This window comes from Mixta sp. BE291 (assembly GCF_031457955.1).
In the GTDB taxonomy this organism is placed as follows: domain Bacteria; phylum Pseudomonadota; class Gammaproteobacteria; order Enterobacterales; family Enterobacteriaceae; genus Mixta.
In genome coordinates, this window is the sequence record NZ_JAVDXN010000002.1 from 330,492 (window position 1) to 350,396 (window position 19,905).

Annotated in this window: 19 protein-coding genes and 1 other annotated feature; of the genes, 10 read left to right on the forward strand and 9 right to left on the reverse strand. The window is 48.5% G+C overall.

The window, feature by feature from the left end; genetic code table 11:
* Nucleotides 1-1,278 (forward strand): NAD(P)/FAD-dependent oxidoreductase, encoded by a 1,278-nt coding sequence (locus J2X14_RS06695; RefSeq protein ID WP_352410440.1) that lies wholly within the window; start codon nt 1-3, stop codon nt 1,276-1,278.
* Between the two features lie 22 nt (nt 1,279-1,300).
* Here the strand turns inward: J2X14_RS06695 and J2X14_RS06700 are convergent, their stop codons facing one another.
* A complete protein-coding gene (locus tag J2X14_RS06700) occupies nt 1,301-2,125 on the reverse strand; it encodes an SDR family oxidoreductase (protein WP_352410441.1) in 825 nt (274 codons plus the stop codon).
* Between the two features lie 170 nt (nt 2,126-2,295).
* Between J2X14_RS06700 and hisL the strand changes: the two genes are divergently transcribed.
* The 9 genes from hisL to hisIE all read left to right on the forward strand — a co-directional run bounded on the left by hisL (nt 2,296) and on the right by hisIE (nt 9,541).
* Nucleotides 2,296-2,343 (forward strand): his operon leader peptide, encoded by a 48-nt coding sequence (gene hisL, locus J2X14_RS06705; protein ID WP_100396937.1) that lies wholly within the window; start codon nt 2,296-2,298, stop codon nt 2,341-2,343.
* Nucleotides 2,319-2,437: a sequence feature (His leader region), on the forward strand. (Overlaps the previous gene by 25 nt.)
* Before the next feature lie 44 nt (nt 2,438-2,481).
* Entirely contained in the window at nt 2,482-3,381 is a 900-nt protein-coding gene (gene hisG / locus J2X14_RS06710) for an ATP phosphoribosyltransferase (RefSeq protein ID WP_352410442.1), read from the forward strand.
* 4 nt (nt 3,382-3,385) lie between these two features.
* Complete coding sequence (hisD, locus tag J2X14_RS06715; protein ID WP_352410443.1) at nt 3,386-4,693, forward strand: histidinol dehydrogenase; 1,308 nt, start codon at nt 3,386-3,388, stop codon at nt 4,691-4,693.
* Nucleotides 4,690-5,775 carry a histidinol-phosphate transaminase gene (gene hisC, locus J2X14_RS06720; protein WP_352410444.1) on the forward strand — a complete coding sequence of 362 codons (1,086 nt, stop codon included), beginning with the start codon at nt 4,690-4,692 and terminating at the stop codon, nt 5,773-5,775. Before hisD ends, hisC begins: the two co-directional genes overlap by 4 nt.
* Nucleotides 5,776-5,777: 2 nt before the next feature.
* The gene (gene hisB / locus J2X14_RS06725) at nt 5,778-6,845 is read left to right on the forward strand and encodes a bifunctional histidinol-phosphatase/imidazoleglycerol-phosphate dehydratase HisB (protein ID WP_352410445.1); all 1,068 of its coding nucleotides are present in this window, start codon (nt 5,778-5,780) and stop codon (nt 6,843-6,845) included.
* On the forward strand, nt 6,845-7,435 hold the full coding sequence (gene hisH, locus J2X14_RS06730; RefSeq protein WP_352410446.1) for an imidazole glycerol phosphate synthase subunit HisH: 591 nt from the start codon (nt 6,845-6,847) through the stop codon (nt 7,433-7,435). The genes hisB and hisH overlap by 1 nt, the downstream gene beginning before the upstream one ends.
* A gap of 2 nt (nt 7,436-7,437) precedes the next feature.
* Nucleotides 7,438-8,175: a 1-(5-phosphoribosyl)-5-[(5-phosphoribosylamino)methylideneamino]imidazole-4-carboxamide isomerase gene (gene hisA / locus J2X14_RS06735; protein ID WP_352410447.1), complete on the forward strand. Its 738-nt coding sequence runs from the start codon at nt 7,438-7,440 to the stop codon at nt 8,173-8,175.
* The gene (gene hisF, locus J2X14_RS06740) at nt 8,157-8,933 is read left to right on the forward strand and encodes an imidazole glycerol phosphate synthase subunit HisF (RefSeq protein WP_352410448.1); all 777 of its coding nucleotides are present in this window, start codon (nt 8,157-8,159) and stop codon (nt 8,931-8,933) included. Before hisA ends, hisF begins: the two co-directional genes overlap by 19 nt.
* On the forward strand, nt 8,927-9,541 hold the full coding sequence (gene hisIE, locus J2X14_RS06745) for a bifunctional phosphoribosyl-AMP cyclohydrolase/phosphoribosyl-ATP diphosphatase HisIE (protein WP_352410449.1): 615 nt from the start codon (nt 8,927-8,929) through the stop codon (nt 9,539-9,541). The genes hisF and hisIE overlap by 7 nt, the downstream gene beginning before the upstream one ends.
* A 177-nt stretch (nt 9,542-9,718) precedes the next feature.
* On the opposite strand, the gene J2X14_RS06750 is transcribed toward hisIE, so the two are convergent.
* The 8 genes from J2X14_RS06750 to J2X14_RS06785 form a co-directional block, all read right to left on the reverse strand.
* Nucleotides 9,719-10,948, reverse strand: a complete 1,230-nt coding sequence (locus J2X14_RS06750; protein ID WP_352410450.1) for an RIO2 family protein — start codon at nt 10,946-10,948, stop codon at nt 9,719-9,721.
* 622 nt (nt 10,949-11,570) lie between these two features.
* Nucleotides 11,571-12,590, reverse strand: a complete 1,020-nt coding sequence (wzzB, locus tag J2X14_RS06755; RefSeq protein WP_352410451.1) for an LPS O-antigen chain length determinant protein WzzB — start codon at nt 12,588-12,590, stop codon at nt 11,571-11,573.
* Nucleotides 12,591-12,729: 139 nt separating this feature from the next.
* Nucleotides 12,730-14,136: an NADP-dependent phosphogluconate dehydrogenase gene (gnd, locus tag J2X14_RS06760; protein WP_352410452.1), complete on the reverse strand. Its 1,407-nt coding sequence runs from the start codon at nt 14,134-14,136 to the stop codon at nt 12,730-12,732.
* Nucleotides 14,137-14,450: 314 nt separating this feature from the next.
* Nucleotides 14,451-15,368 (reverse strand): glycosyltransferase, encoded by a 918-nt coding sequence (locus tag J2X14_RS06765; RefSeq protein WP_352410453.1) that lies wholly within the window; start codon nt 15,366-15,368, stop codon nt 14,451-14,453.
* Nucleotides 15,365-16,438 carry a glycosyltransferase gene (locus J2X14_RS06770; RefSeq protein ID WP_352410454.1) on the reverse strand — a complete coding sequence of 358 codons (1,074 nt, stop codon included), beginning with the start codon at nt 16,436-16,438 and terminating at the stop codon, nt 15,365-15,367. The genes J2X14_RS06765 and J2X14_RS06770 overlap by 4 nt, the downstream gene beginning before the upstream one ends.
* 26 nt (nt 16,439-16,464) lie before the next feature.
* A complete protein-coding gene (locus J2X14_RS06775) occupies nt 16,465-17,583 on the reverse strand; it encodes an EpsG family protein (RefSeq protein ID WP_352410455.1) in 1,119 nt (372 codons plus the stop codon).
* Nucleotides 17,558-18,661, reverse strand: coding sequence for a UDP-galactopyranose mutase (gene glf, locus J2X14_RS06780; protein WP_352410456.1), 1,104 nt, complete (start codon nt 18,659-18,661; stop codon nt 17,558-17,560). The genes J2X14_RS06775 and glf overlap by 26 nt, the downstream gene beginning before the upstream one ends.
* 26 nt (nt 18,662-18,687) lie before the next feature.
* Nucleotides 18,688-19,899: an oligosaccharide flippase family protein gene (locus J2X14_RS06785; RefSeq protein ID WP_352410457.1), complete on the reverse strand. Its 1,212-nt coding sequence runs from the start codon at nt 19,897-19,899 to the stop codon at nt 18,688-18,690.
* Nucleotides 19,900-19,905: the final 6 nt, after the last annotated feature.

The window sequence follows — 19,905 nt, forward strand, 5'->3', positions numbered from 1 at the left end:
GTGAATTATGTGGACAGCTATTACGCCGCAACGGCGAATCCGCATCAGCCCTGGCCGCAGCTGGATGGCTCGGTGCAGTGCGATGTCTGTATTATCGGTGCCGGATTTACCGGTCTCTCTTCAGCACTGTTTTTAACCGAGGCGGGCTATGAGGTGGTGGTGCTGGAGGCGGCCCGCGTCGGCTACGGCGCCAGCGGGCGCAACGGCGGCCAGGTGGTAAACTCCTACAGTCGCGATATTGATGTGATCGAGCAGCGCTACGGCGCTGATGCGGCGCGGATGCTGGGCGGCATGATGTTTGAGGGCGCCGACATTATTCGCGACCGCATCGATCGCTACGCCATTAACTGCGACTATCGTCCCGGCGGCATTTTCGCCGCGCTAAACGGCCGTCAGTTGCAGCATTTGCAGGCGCAGCAGCGCCTGTGGGAGCGCTACGGCAACACGCAGCTTGAACTGCTGGACGAGCGCGGCATTCGGCGCGCCATCGCCACCGAACGCTATGTCGGCGGGCTGCTGGATCGGCGCGGCGGCCATCTGCATCCGTTGAATCTGGCGCTGGGCGAAGCGGAGGCGATCCGCCGCCACGGCGGACGAATTTATGAACAGTCGGCGGTGGAAAAAGTGATCTACGGCGCGCCTAACCTGGTGAAAACCGCACGCGGCGATGTCACGGCTAAGTTTGTTATTTTCGCCGGTAATGCTTACCTGGCGCCGGAGTTAGAACCGCGTCTGAGCCGGAAAAGTATGCCCTGCGGATCGCAGATTGTCACCACCGAGCCGCTCAGCGCGGATCAGGCGCTGTCGCTGCTGCCGGATAACTATTGCGTCGAAGATTGTAACTATCTGCTGGACTATTTCCGCCTGACCGCCGATAACCGGCTGCTGTATGGCGGCGGCGTGATTTACGGCGCGCGTGAGCCGCAGGATATCGCCGCGCTGATCCGCCCCAAGCTGCTAAAAACCTTTCCTCAGCTGCAAAATGTGAAGCTCAGCCACAGCTGGAGCGGCAACTTTTTGCTGACGCTGTCGCGCATGCCACAGCTGGGTCGCCTGGATAAGCAGGTTTACTATATTCAGGGCGACAGCGGGCATGGCGTCACCTTTACTCATCTGGCCGGTAAGCTGGTAGCGGAAACGCTGCGCGGCGATGCCGAGCGCTTTGATGCCTTCGCCCAGCTGCCGCATCTGCCCTTCCCTGGCGGACGGCGTTTTAAAGTGCCGCTGACCGCCGTGGGCGCGGCCTGGTACGCGCTGCGCGATCGGTTTGGCGTCTGAGCCGTCGCGGCGGTGAAAGTACTTAACCCAACGGCATAGTCGCCGGATCGGGATAGCGATATTCAAAACCCAACTCATCGCAGATCTTACTGCCATCGATAAGCTTGCCGTTTTTGTCGGCGGCGGCCACGAAGGTTGGCGGCGTTAATCCCAGCTGCTGGGCCACCGCCGGATAAAACTGCTGACGGGCCGGATGCGCCGGTGCGCTCAGGTTATAGATATGACCGCCTTTCGGCGTTTGCAGCAGCAGGGTTATCGCCGCCACCACATCATCCAGATGCACCAGGTTCACCCCATGCTCGCCGTCCGGCACATTGGTTTTACCGGCAAGGAAACGCCCCGGATGACGCTGCGGCCCCACCAGCCCGGAAAGGCGCAGGATATCAACCGAGGTGCCCGGCAGATCGTGCAGCCAGTTCTCCAGCTCCACCAGCGTTTTACCGGCAACGGTAACCGGCTGCAGCGGGCTATTTTCTTTCATCATGCCGCCGCCGCTGCCGTAAACCGAGGTGGAACTGGTAAAGATAATGCGCGGCACGTTGAACGCCAGCGCGCTATCCACCAGGTTCTGCACCGCACGCAGATAATTTTCGCCGCCTTCCGCCGTGCGGCTGGCCGGTAAGGTTACCACCAGCGCATCCACCGACAGCAGTGCCTCCAGCTCATCCGCATCGCACTCCAGCTCCGGCGTCAGCCGCAGCTCACAGCTTTCGATGCCGCACATGCGCGCCGCTTCAACGCCATCCGGCGTGGTTTTGCTGCCGGTAACCTGCCAGCCGCGCGCCGTTAACGCCGTTGCCAGCGGCATGCCCAGCCATCCCAAACCTACAATCGCGACCTTTTTCATTTCTGCTCCTGACGCTTTAACGTGATTAATGCTAAGGCTACGTCACCCCTGGCAGACTGACAATCTTCCGCTAAAAAGAGATTTTTATCAGCGGCGAAAAAACGGTTGCCAACCGCGGTTATCTCCGCTAGGTTAATTGACAGGCAAATGAATATACATGCAGAGAAATTATGACACGCGTTCAGTTCAACCATCACCACCACCATCATCCTGACTAGTCTTTCAGGCGATGTGTGCTGGAAGACATTTGGTCTTCCAGTGGTGCAGAACGCAAATGGCCCCCGGAAGATCATCTTCCGGGGGCTTTTTTTTGGCTGACTGCAACCAACAGGATAAATGACAAGAGGACTGGAGAGATGTTAGATAACACCCGTTTACGCATAGCTATGCAAAAATCTGGCCGTTTAAGTGATGAATCACGCGAGCTGCTGGCGCGCTGCGGCATTAAAATCAACCTGCAGCAACAGCGTCTGATCGCCTTCGCTGAGAATATGCCGATCGATATTTTACGGGTGCGCGATGATGATATCCCCGGCCTGGTGATGGACGGCGTGGTGGATCTCGGCATTGTCGGTGAAAACGTGCTGGAAGAAGAGCTGCTGACCCGCCGCGCACAGGGCGAAGATCCGCGTTATTTTACCCTGCGTCGCCTCGATTTTGGTGGCTGTCGCCTGTCGCTGGCGATGCCGGTTGATGAAGAATATAGCGGCGTCCAGTGTCTGCAAAACTCACGTATCGCCACCTCCTATCCTCACCTGCTGAAACAGTATCTTGATAAGCAGGGCATCGCCTTTAAATCCTGTTTGCTGAACGGCTCTGTTGAAGTGGCGCCGCGCGCCGGTCTGGCTGATGCCATCTGCGATCTGGTCTCCACCGGCGCCACGCTGGAAGCCAACGGTCTGCGTGAAGTCGAGGTGATTTATCGCTCGAAAGCGGTGCTGATCCAGCGCGACGGCGAGTTGCCAGCGGCGAAGCAGGAGCTGGTAGACAAGCTGATGACGCGTATTCAGGGCGTGATCAAAGCGCGTGAATCGAAATACATTATGCTGCACGCGCCAAGCGAGCGGCTGGAAGAGGTGATTGCGCTGCTGCCGGGCGCTGAGCGTCCTACCGTGCTGCCGCTGGCAGGCGATCAAAGCCGTCTGGCGATGCACATGGTGAGCAGCGAGACGCTGTTCTGGGAAACCATGGAAAAATTGAAGGCGCTGGGTGCCAGTTCCATTCTGGTGTTGCCAATTGAGAAGATGATGGAGTAATGCCATGAGCCGCTTTGACACGCTTACCGACTGGCAACAGTGCGACGAGGCGCAGCAACAGGCGCTGCTGATGCGTCCCGCGATTTCCGCTTCCGACAATATTACGCAAACGGTGCGCGCTATTCTGGCGCGCGTCAGCGAAGCAGGCGACGCTGCGCTGCGTGAATATAGCGCCGCCTTTGATAAAACGCAGGTTGACGATCTGCGCGTCAGCGCGGCTCAGATTGCCGAAGCGGCTGCACGGCTCGATGATAAAGTGAAGCAGGCGATGGCGGTGGCGGTGGCGAACATCGAAACTTTCCACCGCGCCCAGCAACTGCCAATGGTGGATATTGAAACCCAGCCGGGCGTGCGCTGCCAGCAGGTTACCCGCCCTATCCGCTCGGTGGGCCTCTATATTCCTGGCGGTTCCGCGCCGCTGTTCTCTACCGTGTTGATGCTGGCGACACCGGCACGCATCGCAGGCTGTGGACGCGTGGTGCTCTGCTCGCCGCCGCCGATTGCCGATGAAATCCTTTATGCCGCGCAGCTGTGCGGCGTCGAAGAGGTGTTTCAGGTCGGCGGCGCGCAGGCGATTGCCGCTCTCGCCTTCGGCACGGAATCGGTGCCGAAAGTGGATAAAATTTTTGGCCCCGGCAACGCCTGGGTCACCGAAGCCAAGCGTCAGGTGAGCCAGCGTCTGGATGGCGCGGCGATCGATATGCCAGCCGGTCCGTCCGAAGTGCTGGTGATCGCCGATGAAGAGGCTACGCCCGCTTTTGTCGCCTCTGATTTACTGTCGCAGGCGGAACACGGCCCCGATTCGCAGGTGATTTTGCTGACGCCGTCGCGCCGCCTGGCCGAAGCGGTGGCAGAAGCGGTGGAAGCACAGCTGGCCGAACTGCCGCGGGCCGCCACCGCACGCCAGGCGTTAGCCAGCAGCCGCCTGATCGTCGCGCGCGATCTGCAACAGTGCGTGGAGATTTCTAACCGCTACGGGCCGGAACACCTGATTATCCAGACGCGTCAGCCGCGCGAGCTGGTGGATCAGATCACCAGCGCCGGTTCGGTGTTTCTCGGCGACTGGTCGCCGGAATCCGCTGGCGATTACGCGTCCGGCACCAACCATGTGCTGCCGACCTACGGCTACACCGCCACCAGCTCCAGCCTCGGTCTGGCTGATTTTCAAAAACGCATGACGGTGCAGGAGCTGACGCCGCAGGGTTTCCTCAGCCTGGCGCCGGTTATTGAGACGCTGGCCGCCGCCGAGCAGCTTATCGCCCATAAAAATGCCGTTACGCTGCGCCTTGCCGCGCTGAAGGAGCAAGCATGAGCCAGAATATCATTGAACTCGCACGCGCTAACGTGCGCGCCTTAACGCCTTACCAGTCGGCGCGTCGTCTCGGCGGCAATGGCGATGTCTGGCTGAACGCCAACGAATACCCGCTGCCGGTGCCGTTTGATTTAACGCAAAACAGCCTGAACCGCTACCCGGAATGCCAGCCGCAGCAGGTGATTGCGCGCTACGCCGCCTATGCCGGGCTTAACCCGAATCAGGTGCTGGTGAGCCGTGGTGCTGATGAAGGCATTGAACTGCTGATCCGTGCCTTCTGCGAGCCGGGTCAGGACGCCATTCTGTTCTGCCCGCCCACCTATGGCATGTACAGCGTGAGCGCCGAAACTATCGGCGTGGAATATCGTACCGTGCCTGCGCTGGCGGACTGGCAGCTGAATCTGCCTGCCATTGCCGCCGAGCTGGATGGCGTGAAGCTGGTCTATATGTGCAGCCCGAACAACCCGACCGGTAACCTGATTGATCCGCAGGCGATTCGCGAGCTGCTGGAGATGACGCGCGGCAAAGCGCTGGTAGTGGCTGACGAGGCGTATATCGAATTTTGTCCGCAGGCGACGCTGGCAGGCTGGATTGCGGAATACCCGCATCTGGTGGTGCTGCGCACGTTGTCGAAAGCCTTTGCGCTGGCGGGCCTGCGCTGCGGCTTTACGCTGGCCAACGCGGCGGTGATCGAACTGCTGCTGAAAGTGATTGCCCCCTACCCGCTCTCTACGCCGGTGGCCGATATCGCCGCGCAGGCGCTGAGCGCTGAGGGCATTACGCTGATGCGTCAGCATGTGGTTGAGCTTAACGCTAATCGCGTCTGGCTGGCCGCCGCGCTGGCAACGCTCTCTTGCGTAGAACAGGTATTTCCCAGCGAAACCAACTATATTCTGGTGCGCTTTACTGACTCCGCGTCAGTATTTAAATCGCTATGGGACCAGGGCATTATTCTGCGGGACCAAAACAAAAACCCGGGCCTCGCCGGATGCCTGCGCATCTCCATCGGCACCCGAAATGAGTGCGAGCGCCTGATCGCCGCACTGCAAGCCCTACCCGGCGCCGCCGGTATTGTGGAGTAAGCATGAGTCAGAAAACCCTTTTTATCGATCGCGACGGCACCCTTATCAGCGAACCTCCGCAGGATTTTCAGGTGGATCGCATGGAGAAGCTGGCCTTTGAACCAGATGTGATTCCGGCCCTGCTGGCGCTGCAAAAAGCAGGCTATCAGCTGGTGATGATCACCAACCAGGACGGCCTCGGCACCGACAGTTTTCCTCAGGCGGACTTCGACGGCCCGCATAATCTGATGATGCAGATTTTTAATTCTCAGGGCGTGCGTTTCAGCGAAGTGCTGATTTGTCCGCACCTGCCAGCGGATAACTGCGACTGCCGCAAGCCTAAAACCCAGATGGTGGCCGCCTGGCTGGCGGAGGGCGCGCTGGACACGGCAAACAGCTATGTGATTGGCGATCGCGCTACCGATATCGAGCTGGCGCAGAACATGGGCATCCAGGGTTTACGTTACAGTCAGGATGGCCTGGACTGGAATGCCATCAGCCAGAAGCTGACGCAGCGCGACCGCTACGCGAAGGTGAACCGCAACACCAAAGAGACGCAGATTGAGATCGAAGTCTGGCTGGATCGCGAAGGCGGCAGCAAAATCAATACCGGCGTCGGTTTCTTCGATCATATGCTCGATCAAATCGCCACGCATGGCGGCCTGCGCATGAACGTAGAGGTGAAAGGCGATCTTTATATCGACGATCACCATACGGTGGAAGATACCGGGCTGGCGCTGGGCGAAGCGTTGCTGAAAGCGTTGGGCGACAAACGCGGCATCGGACGCTTTGGCTTTGTGCTGCCGATGGATGAGTGCCTGGCGCGCTGCGCGCTGGATATTTCCGGTCGCCCGCACCTGGAGTTTAAAGCGGAGTTTAACTATCAGCGCGTCGGCGATCTCAGCACCGAAATGGTGGAGCACTTTTTCCGCTCGATCTCCTATTCCATGGCCAGCACGCTGCACCTGAAAACCAAAGGCAAAAACGATCATCACCGCGTAGAAAGCCTGTTTAAAGCCTTTGGCCGTACGCTGCGCCAGGCGATTCGTGTGGAAGGCAATACCCTGCCGAGCTCGAAAGGAGTGCTGTAATGAACGTGGTGATCCTGGATACCGGCTGCGCTAACCTTTCGTCGGTGAAAGCAGCGATTCAACGCCTGGGCTATCAGCCGCAGGTCAGCCGCGAGGCAGATATTGTATTGCAGGCAGACAAGCTGTTTCTGCCGGGCGTGGGCACCGCTCAGGCGGCGATGGATCAGCTGCGCGAGCGTGAGCTGGTGGATCTGATCAAGGCCTGTACGCAGCCTACCCTGGGCATCTGTCTCGGTATGCAGCTGCTTGGCAGCGCCAGCGATGAAAGCGGCGGCGTGCCAACCTTAGGCATTATCGATCAACCGGTAGAGTTGATGACCGATCACGGCCTGCCGCTGCCGCATATGGGTTGGAACCGCGTCACGCCGAAAGCGGGCGAGCATCTGTTCCGCGGCATTGAAGATAACAGCTGGTTCTATTTTGTTCACAGCTATGCGATGCCGGTTAGCCCTTACACCATCGCCCAATGCAATTATGGCCAGCCGTTTACCGCTGCGGTACAGAAAGATAATTTCTATGGCGTCCAGTTCCACCCTGAGCGTTCCGGCAAAGCGGGCGCACAGCTGCTGAAAAACTTCCTGGAGATGTAAGGATGATTATCCCGGCGTTAGATTTGATCGAAGGCAAGGTGGTGCGTCTGCATCAGGGCGATTACGGGCAGCAGCGCGATTACGGTAACGATCCGCTGCCGCGTTTGCAGGCGTATCAGCGTCAGGGCGCGCAGCTGCTGCACCTGGTTGATTTGACCGGGGCGAAAGATCCGGCGGCGCGTCAGCTGAACCTGCTGAAACAGCTGCTGGCAGGCGTTGAGGTGCCAGTGCAGGTTGGCGGCGGCATTCGCAGCCGTGACGACGTCGCTGCGCTGCTGGAAGCGGGCGCAACGCGCGTGGTGGTCGGCTCGACGGCAGTGAAGCAGCCGGAAGAGGTGCAGCGCTGGTTTAACGAGTTTGGCCCGCAGGCGATGGTGCTGGCGCTGGATGTGCGCATTGATGCCGATAACCACAAAGAGGTGGCGATCAGCGGCTGGCAGGAAGCGGCGGGCGTCACGCTGGAACAGGTGATTGAGCAGTTCCTGCCCTTTGGGTTACAGCATGTGTTATGCACTGATATTTCGCGCGACGGCACGCTAAGCGGTTCGAATGTTTCACTTTATCAGGAAATTTCCGCGCGTTTCCCACAGGTGGCGTTTCAGTCCTCCGGCGGCATCGGCTCGCTGGACGACATCGCCGCCTTACGTAACAGCGGCGCACAGGGCGTGATTGTGGGACGCGCCCTGCTGGAAGATAAATTTACGGTTTCGGAGGCCATTTCATGCTGGCAAAACGGATAATTCCCTGTCTTGATGTGCGCGATGGTCAGGTGGTTAAGGGCGTGCAGTTTCGCAATCACGAAATCATCGGCGATATCGTGCCGCTGGCGCAGCGCTATGCGGAAGAAGGCGCGGACGAGCTGGTTTTTTATGATATTACCGCCTCCAGCGATAACCGCGTGGTGGATAAAAGCTGGGTGGCACGCGTAGCGGAAGTGATCGATATTCCCTTCTGCGTTGCTGGCGGCATTAAAAGCGCCGAGGACGCCGCGCAGATCCTCTCTTTTGGCGCCGATAAAATTTCCATTAACTCACCGGCGCTGGCCGATCCTGAACTCATTACCCGTCTGGCGGACCGCTTTGGCGTGCAGTGTATGGTGGTGGGCATTGATACCTGGTATGACGAGCAGAGCGGGAAATATCACGTTAATCAGTATACCGGCGATGAAAAACGCACCCGGGTGACGCAGTGGGAAACGCTGGACTGGGTAGAAGAAGTGCAAAAGCGCGGCGCAGGCGAGATCGTGCTGAATATGATGAATCAGGATGGCGTGCGTAACGGCTATGATCTGGTTCAGCTGCAAAAAGTGCGTGAAGTATGCAAAGTGCCGCTTATCGCCTCCGGCGGCGCAGGCACCATGACGCATTTCCTGGAAGCCTTCCGTGACGTCAACGTTGACGGCGCGCTGGCCGCTTCGGTATTTCACAAGCAGATTATCAATATTGGTGACCTGAAACGATTCCTGATTGAGCAAGGTGTGGAGATTCGCCCGTGTTAACAGAACAGCAGCTTTCCCAACTGGACTGGGAGAAAACCAACGGCCTGATGCCGGTGATAGTGCAACATCAGGTATCCGGCGAAGTCTTAATGCATGGTTATATGAATCCGGAAGCGCTGGAGAAAACGCTGCGCGAGCAGAAGGTGACCTTTTGGTCACGCACCAAACAGCGGTTGTGGACCAAAGGCGAGACTTCCGGCCACTTTCTGAATGTAGTGAGCATCACGCCCGACTGCGATAACGATACGCTGCTGGTGCTGGCGCAGCCGATTGGTCCTACCTGCCACCGGGGCACCTCCAGCTGTTTTTCGCCCGCGGCGACAGACTGGGCATTTCTTTATCAGCTGGAGCAGCTGCTGGCGCAACGTAAACAGGCCGATCCCGATAGCTCTTATACCGCTAAGCTGTATGCCAGCGGCACCAAGCGCATTGCGCAAAAAGTGGGAGAGGAAGGTGTCGAAACCGCGTTGGCCGCAACGGTAAACGATCGTCATGAGCTGACGAATGAAGCCTCTGATCTGCTCTACCACCTGATGGTGCTGTTGCAGGATCAGGAACTTGATCTGAGCGCGATAATTAACAATCTACGCGCACGGCATAAGGCTTAGTGCTGGGTTACCGATAAAAGACGCGCCACGGCGCGTCTTTTTACTTTCTGTCGCAGAAAATTAGCGACGCTGGCACAAATACTAACCCTATGCGGCCGGTATCAGATGCCTGATTTAATTAAGGTATGCGTTACCTTGTTAAAACGGGCAGCTTCAAAGCAGTTATGTTAATTGACGTTATGCCCGTTTCTGAACCGTTCTGCCGGTGGCATTTTCAAACGCTTCAATTTCATACTTTAAGATTTCTAACTCATCTGTTTCATTTTTCATTGTTGCTTGATGATGTTTGAAAGCCAGCATTGACGTAAGGCCCTCCTCCAGTTCTAGAGTGGTTTCGGAAGGCCTTCTTTCACGTAATACCGGAGAAAAGACAACTAACTGATCGGCATCGATAAAATAATATTTATCGTCTTTGGTTTTTAAAACATTGCCATCAACATTAATATCATGCATATGAAATCCACGCTCATGAAGCGTATCTTCCGCATCATCAATTTCTTCCGGCTCTAACTGGACGCCCTCAATATACTTTGATACCAGGACTTTTATCTCTTTGCCTTTAAAATTAATATTAGCGACACGTGAAAAAGATTCATCGTCATTAGCCAGATTTAAATATCTGCTTACGCGTTCCGGATTAGCGTTTTTTTGTGCACCTGACATCCAGTCAACCTGAACCCCATGACAATTGACAGGCGTTTTTACTACGAAATCGCCAAAGCGGTATACCGTTCCATAACTGCCTTTACCCAGAATATTTTGATTGTTAAATTTAATTTCGTTCAGATTTTTTATAAAATCATCAATATTTGCGGATGTCTGGTTAGCTATAACCTTTTGATTATCGACATGTTGATTAGCCGTTTGGCTTTCTGCTCGTATATACGATGTGAGTAATGTTTCCTTAGCAGGCGCGCACGGCACAGGTAAGTTCTCTCTGGCCAACGTATCCTTTTTTTCAGCTATCTGTTGAGTTAATAGCTTTACAGTTGAGAAGAATGGCTGTTCTTTACTATTATCTGATTTTTCCTGATAGCGTTCGGCAAGAAACTGTAGTTTTTGCTTTAGCCTGTTATGCGGGTTTTGTTTCGCTTCGCTGTTTTCTACGGGCTTAGCAATTTCTTTAGCGATTTTAATAACAGGTTGATCTTTTTTTAGAGCATTTTGCTGTGACGCGCTATTGTTACTTGGTTTTATACTTTCGTTATTTGCTTCGATGTTTTTATGAAGCATACTCGCCAAGAAAACTGTTCTGGCTTCATTTAATTTGGCAGTCAGCGGCTTGTTTTCTGCATTAATTAAGCGGTTGAAAACATTGTCATCCATGCCTTTTCCAGCATTGCCGCTGGCATATATCCCATTTTTCATTAATGGGTTGATTTTATTAAAATGCATATTCATTTGCATAGTTTCTTTCCTGGTTTATAAAAAATTAATCCTGTTTTTATCAATGACAGCATTTATTATTAACCCAAGCATAAACTTCGGGCCAAACCCTCTCTACAATCATTTTTAATAAACCGCGCGTCAATAATAAAAAATGTAAACCTGAATAAACGCAGCACACTAATGTTTATCAGAAACAACATTTACTTTAAATCAACCCTGCCTGCTATAGCCGAGCATACGGCTTCAGGTAAAACAACGTATGATATTTGGTTAACTAACGATCAAACTCGTTTTGGTTTACTGGCAAAGGGACAAATTAGCACTATTTTATCTGTTTACTTGCAAAAATCGCTAATTACTCTCTTAATTCATTGCGAAAGGGTAAATTCAATAAATGCATAAGTAATTAAGTTTATCCAGGATAACTTTAATCAACCCGATCGGGTTGCAAGCAGAAGCTTTATAGGGAAAACACATTTACCAGGGTAACAGCTGCGGGTTTTCTTCTCAGTAACATCACTGGCAGGACCTGCTGTTACTGCACACCTTTACCCGGTTTAGGTTCAAGCAGGCATAAAAAAAGCCCGGAAACTTGCGTTCCCGGGCTTAATAAATGGCTAATTTAATATCAGATAAGTTACTAAAGTGCTTGTTTACGCTGCCGATAAGTTGCGGTCATATTGCGTCCCAGCACCACCGCCGAGCCGACAACACCGCCCAGCAACACCGCCAGCACCAGCGTCAGGCCTTTTTTCGGGCTGTCACGACGGATAGGCAAATCAGGCTCCATGATATAGCGGAACGACTGCAGGTTATCCACCTGGATTTTCAGATCCGTAATCAAGCGCAACGCGCGTTGCGTCGCGTAATAGCTCTCATCCAGCGGCAGCGGTCGGGTCGCTTCGTTCGCAATTGACGAGTTGAGCGCCTTGGTGCCCAGCAGATAGAGCGTATCATCGGATAAGAACTCCGCCTGAGTCAGCTGCGAGGTAGTAATACCGGCCCCTTCCGCCACTTTCAGCGCCTGTTTTAACGCTTCTATGCGCTGCTCTTTCTTGTCCTGCGCTACTTTCATCTGAGATGTCAGCGAGTCTGATAATTCACGGGTTTTCACGGCCATATTGCGTTTGATATCCGCACCGTAATCATCCACGACTTCGTTATTTACCAGCTTGATAAAATGCGTTACCTGCGCCTGCGCCTCTTTCGCCGTCTCTGCGGTAAACTTCACGCTGAGCGGATCGTTTTGACCGGCTGTAACCGGGCCGATGCGTAAATCCTGCGGGTCATCGAGGTTTTGTAGCGCGCCAGCCAGTGCCGCGATAGAAGCGTGAAAGCGATTAAACAGCTGATGCTGTAGCTCGACCACGCCCGGTTTGTCCTGCGGCGACTGAGAATAAAGCACGTTAAGTGCGGCGTTATAGTTGGCCACCTGCCCTGCGCTGGGCTGGGTAACGATCGCTTCGGAGGTCCACTTTTCTTTAGCAGTGAAGAGATAAGCGATGGCCAGTAACAGGAACAAAATCACGGTGGCGATAATGATCTTTTTACCGTTCCACAGCTGAGCCACAACATCCAGCAGGTCAAGCTCATCATCATTGTTATAAAAAGTCTGACGAAGTAAAGACGGATCCGTATTTGTCTTATTTTCTTGGTTCATGTTTCTGGTATGCCCAACTGATAAAGTGAAAAGCGGAATGATAAACGCCAGGAAGAAAACAATAGCAAAAGGAGCGGTAAGGAGTTATCTGAAATTAATAAAAAACCTCCCATTGGGAGGTTTTTTAAGCAAAACGGGATTAGTCCAGCCATTCGGTGTGGAACACGCCGTCTTTATCGGTACGCTTGTAGGTATGCGCACCGAAGTAGTCACGCTGCGCCTGGATCAGGTTCGCTGGCAGCACCGCAGAGCGATAGCTATCGTAGTAGGCGATTGCCGCTGAGAAGGTTGGCGTCGGGATACCATTCTGTACGGCATAAGCGACCACGTCGCGCAGCGCCTGCTGGTATTCATCAGCGATGTTTTTGAAGTAAGGCGCCAGCAGCAGGTTAGCGATGTCCGGCGTATCTTTATAGGCATCGGTGATCTTCTGCAGGAACTGAGCACGGATGATGCAGCCAGCACGGAAGATTTTAGCGATTTCGCCGTAGTTCAGATCCCAGTTGTTTTCATCAGAAGCCGCTTTCAGCTGTGAGAAGCCCTGCGCATAAGAGACGATTTTACCCAGGTAAAGCGCACGACGGACTTTCTCGATAAACTCAGCTTTATCGCCGCTGAACGCTTGCGCAGCCGGGCCGCTCAGCACTTTCGAGGCGGCAACGCGCTGGGATTTCAGTGAGGAGAGGTAGCGCGCAAAAACAGATTCGGTGATCAGCGAGAGCGGCTCGCCCAGATCCAGCGAGCTCTGGCTGGTCCATTTACCGGTGCCTTTGTTCGCCGCTTCATCCAGAATCACATCAACCAGGTAGTTACCTTCTTCATCTTTCTTGGTGAAGATATCTTTGGTGATGTCGATCAGGTAGCTGCTCAGTTCGCCTTCGTTCCACTCGCTGAAGGTTTTCGCCAGGTCTTCATTGCTCAGACCCAGGGCATTTTTCAGCAGCGCGTACGCTTCAGCAATCAGCTGCATATCGCCATATTCAATGCCGTTATGCACCATTTTCACATAGTGACCTGCACCGTCCGGACCGATATAGGTTACGCAAGGCTCGCCTTCGGCACGCGCAGCGATTTTATCCAGGATTGGCGCAACCAGCTCATACGCTTCTTTCTGACCGCCAGGCATAATGGAAGGCCCTTTCAGCGCGCCCTCTTCACCACCGGAAACGCCGGTACCGATAAAGTTAAAGCCCTGCTCAGAAAGTTCTTTGTTACGACGGATGGTATCTTTATAGAAAGTATTACCGCCATCGATCAGGATGTCGCCCTTATCCAGGTGCGGCGTGAGTGAGGCGATAGTTTTATCAGTCGCTTCGCCCGCCTGCACCATCAGCAGGATACGGCGCGGTTTTTCCAGCGAGTCTACAAACTCTTCGATGCTGTAATAAGGCGCGAGTTTTTTGCCCGGGTTTTCGGCGATAACTTCATCAGTTTTTTCCCGCGAACGGTTGAAGACGGATACGGTATAGCCGCGGCTCTCAATGTTAAGTGCCAGGTTGCGGCCCATTACCGCCATACCTACAACGCCGATCTGTTGCTTGGACATTATTTACTCCTGTCTGTTAAAACAACTATTAAAACCAAGGATTTAGTTCAGAGCATTAACACCTGAAGATGCTACATGCTACCTTGATTCTTTGTGAAACAGGTAGCAATAGGTGTGATTGGTTTTAGTAACTGTATAAATTCCATCCATTAATATTGAACGATAGCTCGATAGCTGTTCCATAATATACGGAAAGTCTGTGTCTTATATACAGCAACTTAGATTAAAAAACATGATCGCTATTGAAATGCTTTTTTGCGAACCACAATGTAACGCATCAAAGTTTAAATATTTCTTTTCCAAAGCTGCTTAAATCAGGGTATATATTTACGACGCAGGTTGAAATCTTTACTAAAAGCATCAAGTAAGGCATGCCAACAGACTAACGCCGTATCCTTTCTGAAAAATAAAAGCTCTTTTGATATATATAGTAATGCAATCAATAAAGGACGGATACGAACAATGGTGTTTTGCCCATGAACACGATGTATATGGAAAAAATTTCTCAGCATGAAATATCCTTTCCAAGAACGCAAATCAGTACTTTGATTATTTACCAACAATCGTTTCGCAACAGCCTTGGTATTACATACTATTTCAAAACCAGCTTTTTTTGTTCGAATAGCATAATCGAGATCATCATAAAAAATAAAAAAATTCTTATTTGGCAATCCCACTTTTTCAATAATTTGGTAAGGTATCAATGGCCCCTCAAACGGTATCCCATCAATAGCTATTTCTTCTTCTGCTTTAATATTTGGCATCGACATTTTATCCAACACTGTCTCTTTTTTAGGACGCATGATAAAAGGAGATGACAGATCAAATTTTGTCGGTGAGTACTCAGCACAGCTGCCGTCAAGGTTATAGCGTATCGGCTGGGTTATTTTACTTTCGTTAGCATTAGCCAACATAACTTCCAGGCAATCTACGGAAGGTAACAAATCGTCATCCATTATCCATAGATAATCAAACTTCTCTTGCATAGCTTTTTCAAAGCCATAACAAAAGCCGCCTGCTCCACCTAAGTTAGCCCCTGTATTAAAATAATCAATTTTAATCTCTGATACAGCCTGAATACTGCTAACAAGTTCTTGGGTGCCATCATTACTGTTATTATCAATAATAATTATCTTGTTTAGTTTATAACTTTGAGAAATCACACCCTCGATTACTTTAGCTAGTAATTCTTTTCTTTTAAAAGTTACAATAAGTGCATTAACTCTTATCATATGCTACTCAGCTTTTCGTACAATGAAATATAGCCCTGATTCATAGTGGCTAAATCATATTCTTGTGCTTTAACAAGATTTTCCTGCGCTAGCTTATGGCATAACGCTTTATCTTGCTCCAAAAGCAAGATTTTTGCAGCTAAATCTTGCGCATCTTTTTTATTCACCAGGCATTGTGAATTAATCATTTCATCAACACCATCAACGTTAGTTGCAATGACCGGTTTTCCTGCGGCCATATACTCAATAACGGAAATAGGTAAGCCTTCATAATGCGTTGATAAAACACACAAATCAGCTAATTTAATTATTGCGGTCACATCACTTCTTCGGCCTAAGAAAAGGCAACGTTCAGCAACGTTAAGCTGCTTAGCAAGTAATTGACAATTCTCTAATCTTACGCCTGAACCTATAAACACTACTTGCATATTTAGGGGCAAATATGAAAGTGCCCGAATGAGCGTGTCATGATCTTTTTGATCAAAAAAACGTGCGGTCATTACAATTAAAAATTTTTCTTCGCTCAAACCTAAATCCTGACGAGTAACGGAATCATTACATAAACTATTTTTTATATCGATTCCGTTTAATATTGTTAAGACTTTACTCTTTATTGAAGGAAGCCATTTAATTATATTAGATGAAGATGCTTTACTTACACCTACTATGCTATGGTATAAAGAATAGACAATATATTCTAGCGGCTTAAATAAACTTCTCCTACGCTTGTTTGTAGTACAATGTTCAGTCGTAACTAACTTTTTCCTGTGAAATAAATTAGCAAACGCTAAAAAGTACTGCGTTGGAAATAAGTGAGAATGAATTAAATCATAGCCCCCAATTATTTTTATCAACAGTAAAATATTTAAAGGATTATATACAGATGAATAATTACCAACTATTACTCTAATGTTTTTAACTTTGAAATTTTCAGCTAGCGCAACTTGATTTTTATCTAACACCATAAGATCTACTTCATAACCTGCGCTAACCAAGGCCGGTAATAAATTCAACAGATAGGTTTCCACGCCCCCTTCAGTGAGCCGATTTGTAACATGTAATATTTTCATTTATAGCTCGCATCATTAAAGTTAGCTCAGGTAATCGAAAAAGGTAATAACACCCCTTCCCACTTCCCGGTAAAATAATTCAAAGAAAATATAGACGCGGCAACAAAACAAAGTAAGACGCTGCACAAGTATTTATTCTCTTTAGTCTTCATAATTAGTGGAATAAAAGAAAGCAGTAGTACTTCAGTGATAGAATAAAATGTCGCAATGCGAGCTGCAAATATTTCAAAATCATTCCATAACAGATACCAGACCAGTGAAAAGGCATATAATTTGAAAGAAATTTCAAAATACTTATTGCGTTCAGCCAAAGCCTGATAGTAGTAGAAGCAAAAAGCGCTTAAAAGTATTCCTTTAAGGATAACTAAGTTAGTTAATACGCCGGCTCCTCCACCATATTTAGAGTTATTATAATATTGAACACGCTCAAGAAAGCTAATTGCGGGTAATTGCTTAAACAATCCGCCTAAAGGAAATAGAATACCAATTACTAACGATACTAAAATAACTATACCTATTGTTTTTCTTGAAATCCGAGCATTGCCGATAAAATAAGCCATCATGAAAACAGCAGCACCCAAATGAAATAAAAGAGCAACAGAGATAGTAACAATGAAATAGCGAAGCTTCTTTTCTAAAATAAACCTAATAGAATACAAACACAGAGCACAAGCTAGCCCAGCTCGAATTTGCATCATTTCTCTTGCAACATAAGTATGCGCCATATAAAAGAGAACACAAAACAAAAAATATGGTGAATACTTTTGATAACAACTAAGGTTAATAGCTACAGAGATAAGGGAAAAAAAAGAAAAAATGATCAACGGACTATTAGAAAAATTAGCAAAAAAATAATTCAAGTATGCAAAGGCAGGATCGGCAGCAACAATATTTATCTGTTTGTAATCCCCCCCTTGTGAGAGCAAATTAAAATAACGAGCATAGTTATTATAGTCAGGTGAATCTAATCGAAAACCTGCCATATAGGATAACGCAATACATGAAATGAACAGGACGGCAGTAGAAAACCCTATATTCTTTTTCGAAACAACTTGCAGAAGAGCAAAGGGCAGCAGCAGGATAAAAGCAACCTGGAGAATAAACATAAAGCCCCTATATTTATTCAGCAAGATTTTCTTTAACAAAGTACAGAGCACTCCTTATTACTTGATGCATATCGTAATACTTGTACTCAGCAAGTCTGCCACCAAAGTAGACATCTTTTTCTTCTTTTGCCAACTTTTTATATTTTTTTAGCAGCGCCATATTTTTCTCATCATTGACAGGATAATAGGCCTCATCTCCTATTTTCCATTCAGCCGGATATTCTTTAGTGATGACAGTATGTTTAGTTTCAGAGTAATTAAAATGTTTGTGCTCAATAATTCGCGTGTAAGGAACTTCTCTTTCAGTATAATTTATTACCGCATTTCCTTGATAGTTAGGAGTATTTTCAAAACGTTCATGCTCAAATTTCAAACTTCTGTATTCTAATGCACCAAATTGATATGAATAATATTCATCAATAGCGCCAGTGTAGATAACTTTCTTTGCTAAATTACTATATGCCTGTCTGTCTTTTAAATAATCCACATTTAATCTAACTTCGATGTTTTCAAGTAACTTTTCAATTAATCGTGTATAGCCTTCAACAGGAATGCCTTGATATTTATCAGAAAAATAATTATTATCAAAAGTAAACCGCACTGGTAACCTGTTTATAATAAATGCAGGAAGATCGGTAGCGTTTCTTCCCCATTGTTTTTCAGTATAGCCTTTGATTAACGTTTCATAGATATCTCGACCGACCAAGGAGATAGCTTGCTCTTCTAAATTACCTGGAATTTGATCAGCCACATTTCCCTTTTGGGAATTTATTTTATTGATGGCTTCTTGAGGCGTTTGTGTACCCCATAGCTGATAAAAAGTATTCATATTAAAAGGAAGGTTATAGAGCTTACCCTTATACTTTGCTAATGGTGAATTAGTGAAGCGATTAAATTCTACAAAGCTATTAACATAATCCCAAATTTCCTTATCATTAGTATGAAAAATATGCGCCCCATATTTATGAATATGTATGCCATCATGGTTTTCTGTATAAACATTACCGCCGATGTGAGAGCGTTTATCAATTACTAATACATTAAAACCAAGGCTTTTTAACTTTTGCGCACAAACTGCCCCAAACATTCCAGAACCAACAATAAGGTAATCGTACATGTTTTTAACCCTTAGCTATTAAATTTTTACTTTTTATTCAGTTTAAAGAAATTGTAGCTGTAGAAAACCACAAAAAGGAAACGAGCCATAATAAACATTATTATTGCTCCTATTACACCTACTTTATATATTAAGAGATAGCCTATTACAGCTGATATAGCGGAAACTAACAATGAAATGTTTCTGAATAGTCCATCCAACTTTTTTGGAAAAAAATAACCATATGATAAAGAATAAAGCAAACTCGCAAAGATAATTGAAGGTGATAAGTATTTTAGGTAAAGCGCAACGTCGGAATAACCACTCCCAAGGAACACATTTATAATAGCATCACCTAATAACAATATCAAAATTACCGGAAAAGCGCCGCTAATAACATTGATAAGGGCCATATTTCCTAATGAAAAATCACCCTTCACTACACTAGGGTAAATTGCTTTTGCCAACATAAGTTGAAAGGAACCAGCAATATTAATTAACCGCATCGAAAGTGAATAGTTTGCAAACAACGCTGGGGAAGTAAATAAACCGATCAAAAGGGGTGGTAAGTTACTGTAAAGATTCGGCGCAAAATCCCCGATAAAACTATCAAACCCTGACTTCAAATCAGGATATATATTTTTTAAGCTTACTTTTTCTTTAATGCCTTTCCTGCATCTTCGAAACAAGTAAGAAAAAGTCCCAGTGACAAGAAAGACTAAAGAGATTGAAACAATAGCAATATCTAAATCATCAACGGATTTGACTAAAAAATATATTATTATCAACTGTAAAGATCTGGCTACCAAAGATGACACAGCCAATATTGTCATATCTTGCTTTCCTTGATGATACCAGGGAGCGGTCAGATAATATCCGACAATAGCCATGAAAACATTTAATACCAGAAATGAAATATTAATGCTATTAGTTTGAGTAAGGCTTATATAAGCCAGACTTAAAAAAAATGAGATAATGCTAAAGAAAAACCTTACGGATTGCACTCTAGCATATATTTTTTGTTCTTTTTCTTTCTCAACTACTCCAGCGATTTCTCTTACTGCATAAATATTTGAACTATAATCAATAAGTATAAAAGCAAAAATATAGATTGATGAAAAAAGTAGGAAAATGCCATATCCAGACGGAGTTAACACACGGGACAGATACGGCATCGTTATAATAGGTACAATAATATTTAATACATTAATTGAAGAGAGCCCAATAAAACTAGAAATTATAGATCTATTCGATGACATAACCAC

Coding starts and splice junctions, on each gene's coding strand:
- J2X14_RS06750 (WP_352410450.1), bottom strand. CDS start 10,948: ATGCAAATGAATATGCATTTTAATAAAATCAACCCATTAATGAAAAAT.
- hisB (WP_352410445.1), top strand. CDS start 5,778: ATGAGTCAGAAAACCCTTTTTATCGATCGCGACGGCACCCTTATCAGC.
- hisH (WP_352410446.1), top strand. CDS start 6,845: ATGAACGTGGTGATCCTGGATACCGGCTGCGCTAACCTTTCGTCGGTG.
- hisA (WP_352410447.1), top strand. CDS start 7,438: ATGATTATCCCGGCGTTAGATTTGATCGAAGGCAAGGTGGTGCGTCTG.
- J2X14_RS06770 (WP_352410454.1), bottom strand. CDS start 16,438: ATGAAAATATTACATGTTACAAATCGGCTCACTGAAGGGGGCGTGGAA.
- J2X14_RS06700 (WP_352410441.1), bottom strand. CDS start 2,125: ATGAAAAAGGTCGCGATTGTAGGTTTGGGATGGCTGGGCATGCCGCTG.
- hisF (WP_352410448.1), top strand. CDS start 8,157: ATGCTGGCAAAACGGATAATTCCCTGTCTTGATGTGCGCGATGGTCAG.
- glf (WP_352410456.1), bottom strand. CDS start 18,661: ATGTACGATTACCTTATTGTTGGTTCTGGAATGTTTGGGGCAGTTTGT.
- gnd (WP_352410452.1), bottom strand. CDS start 14,136: ATGTCCAAGCAACAGATCGGCGTTGTAGGTATGGCGGTAATGGGCCGC.
- J2X14_RS06785 (WP_352410457.1), bottom strand. CDS start 19,899: ATGTCATCGAATAGATCTATAATTTCTAGTTTTATTGGGCTCTCTTCA.
- wzzB (WP_352410451.1), bottom strand. CDS start 12,590: ATGAACCAAGAAAATAAGACAAATACGGATCCGTCTTTACTTCGTCAG.
- hisD (WP_352410443.1), top strand. CDS start 3,386: ATGAGCCGCTTTGACACGCTTACCGACTGGCAACAGTGCGACGAGGCG.
- hisC (WP_352410444.1), top strand. CDS start 4,690: ATGAGCCAGAATATCATTGAACTCGCACGCGCTAACGTGCGCGCCTTA.
- hisG (WP_352410442.1), top strand. CDS start 2,482: ATGTTAGATAACACCCGTTTACGCATAGCTATGCAAAAATCTGGCCGT.
- J2X14_RS06765 (WP_352410453.1), bottom strand. CDS start 15,368: ATGATAAGAGTTAATGCACTTATTGTAACTTTTAAAAGAAAAGAATTA.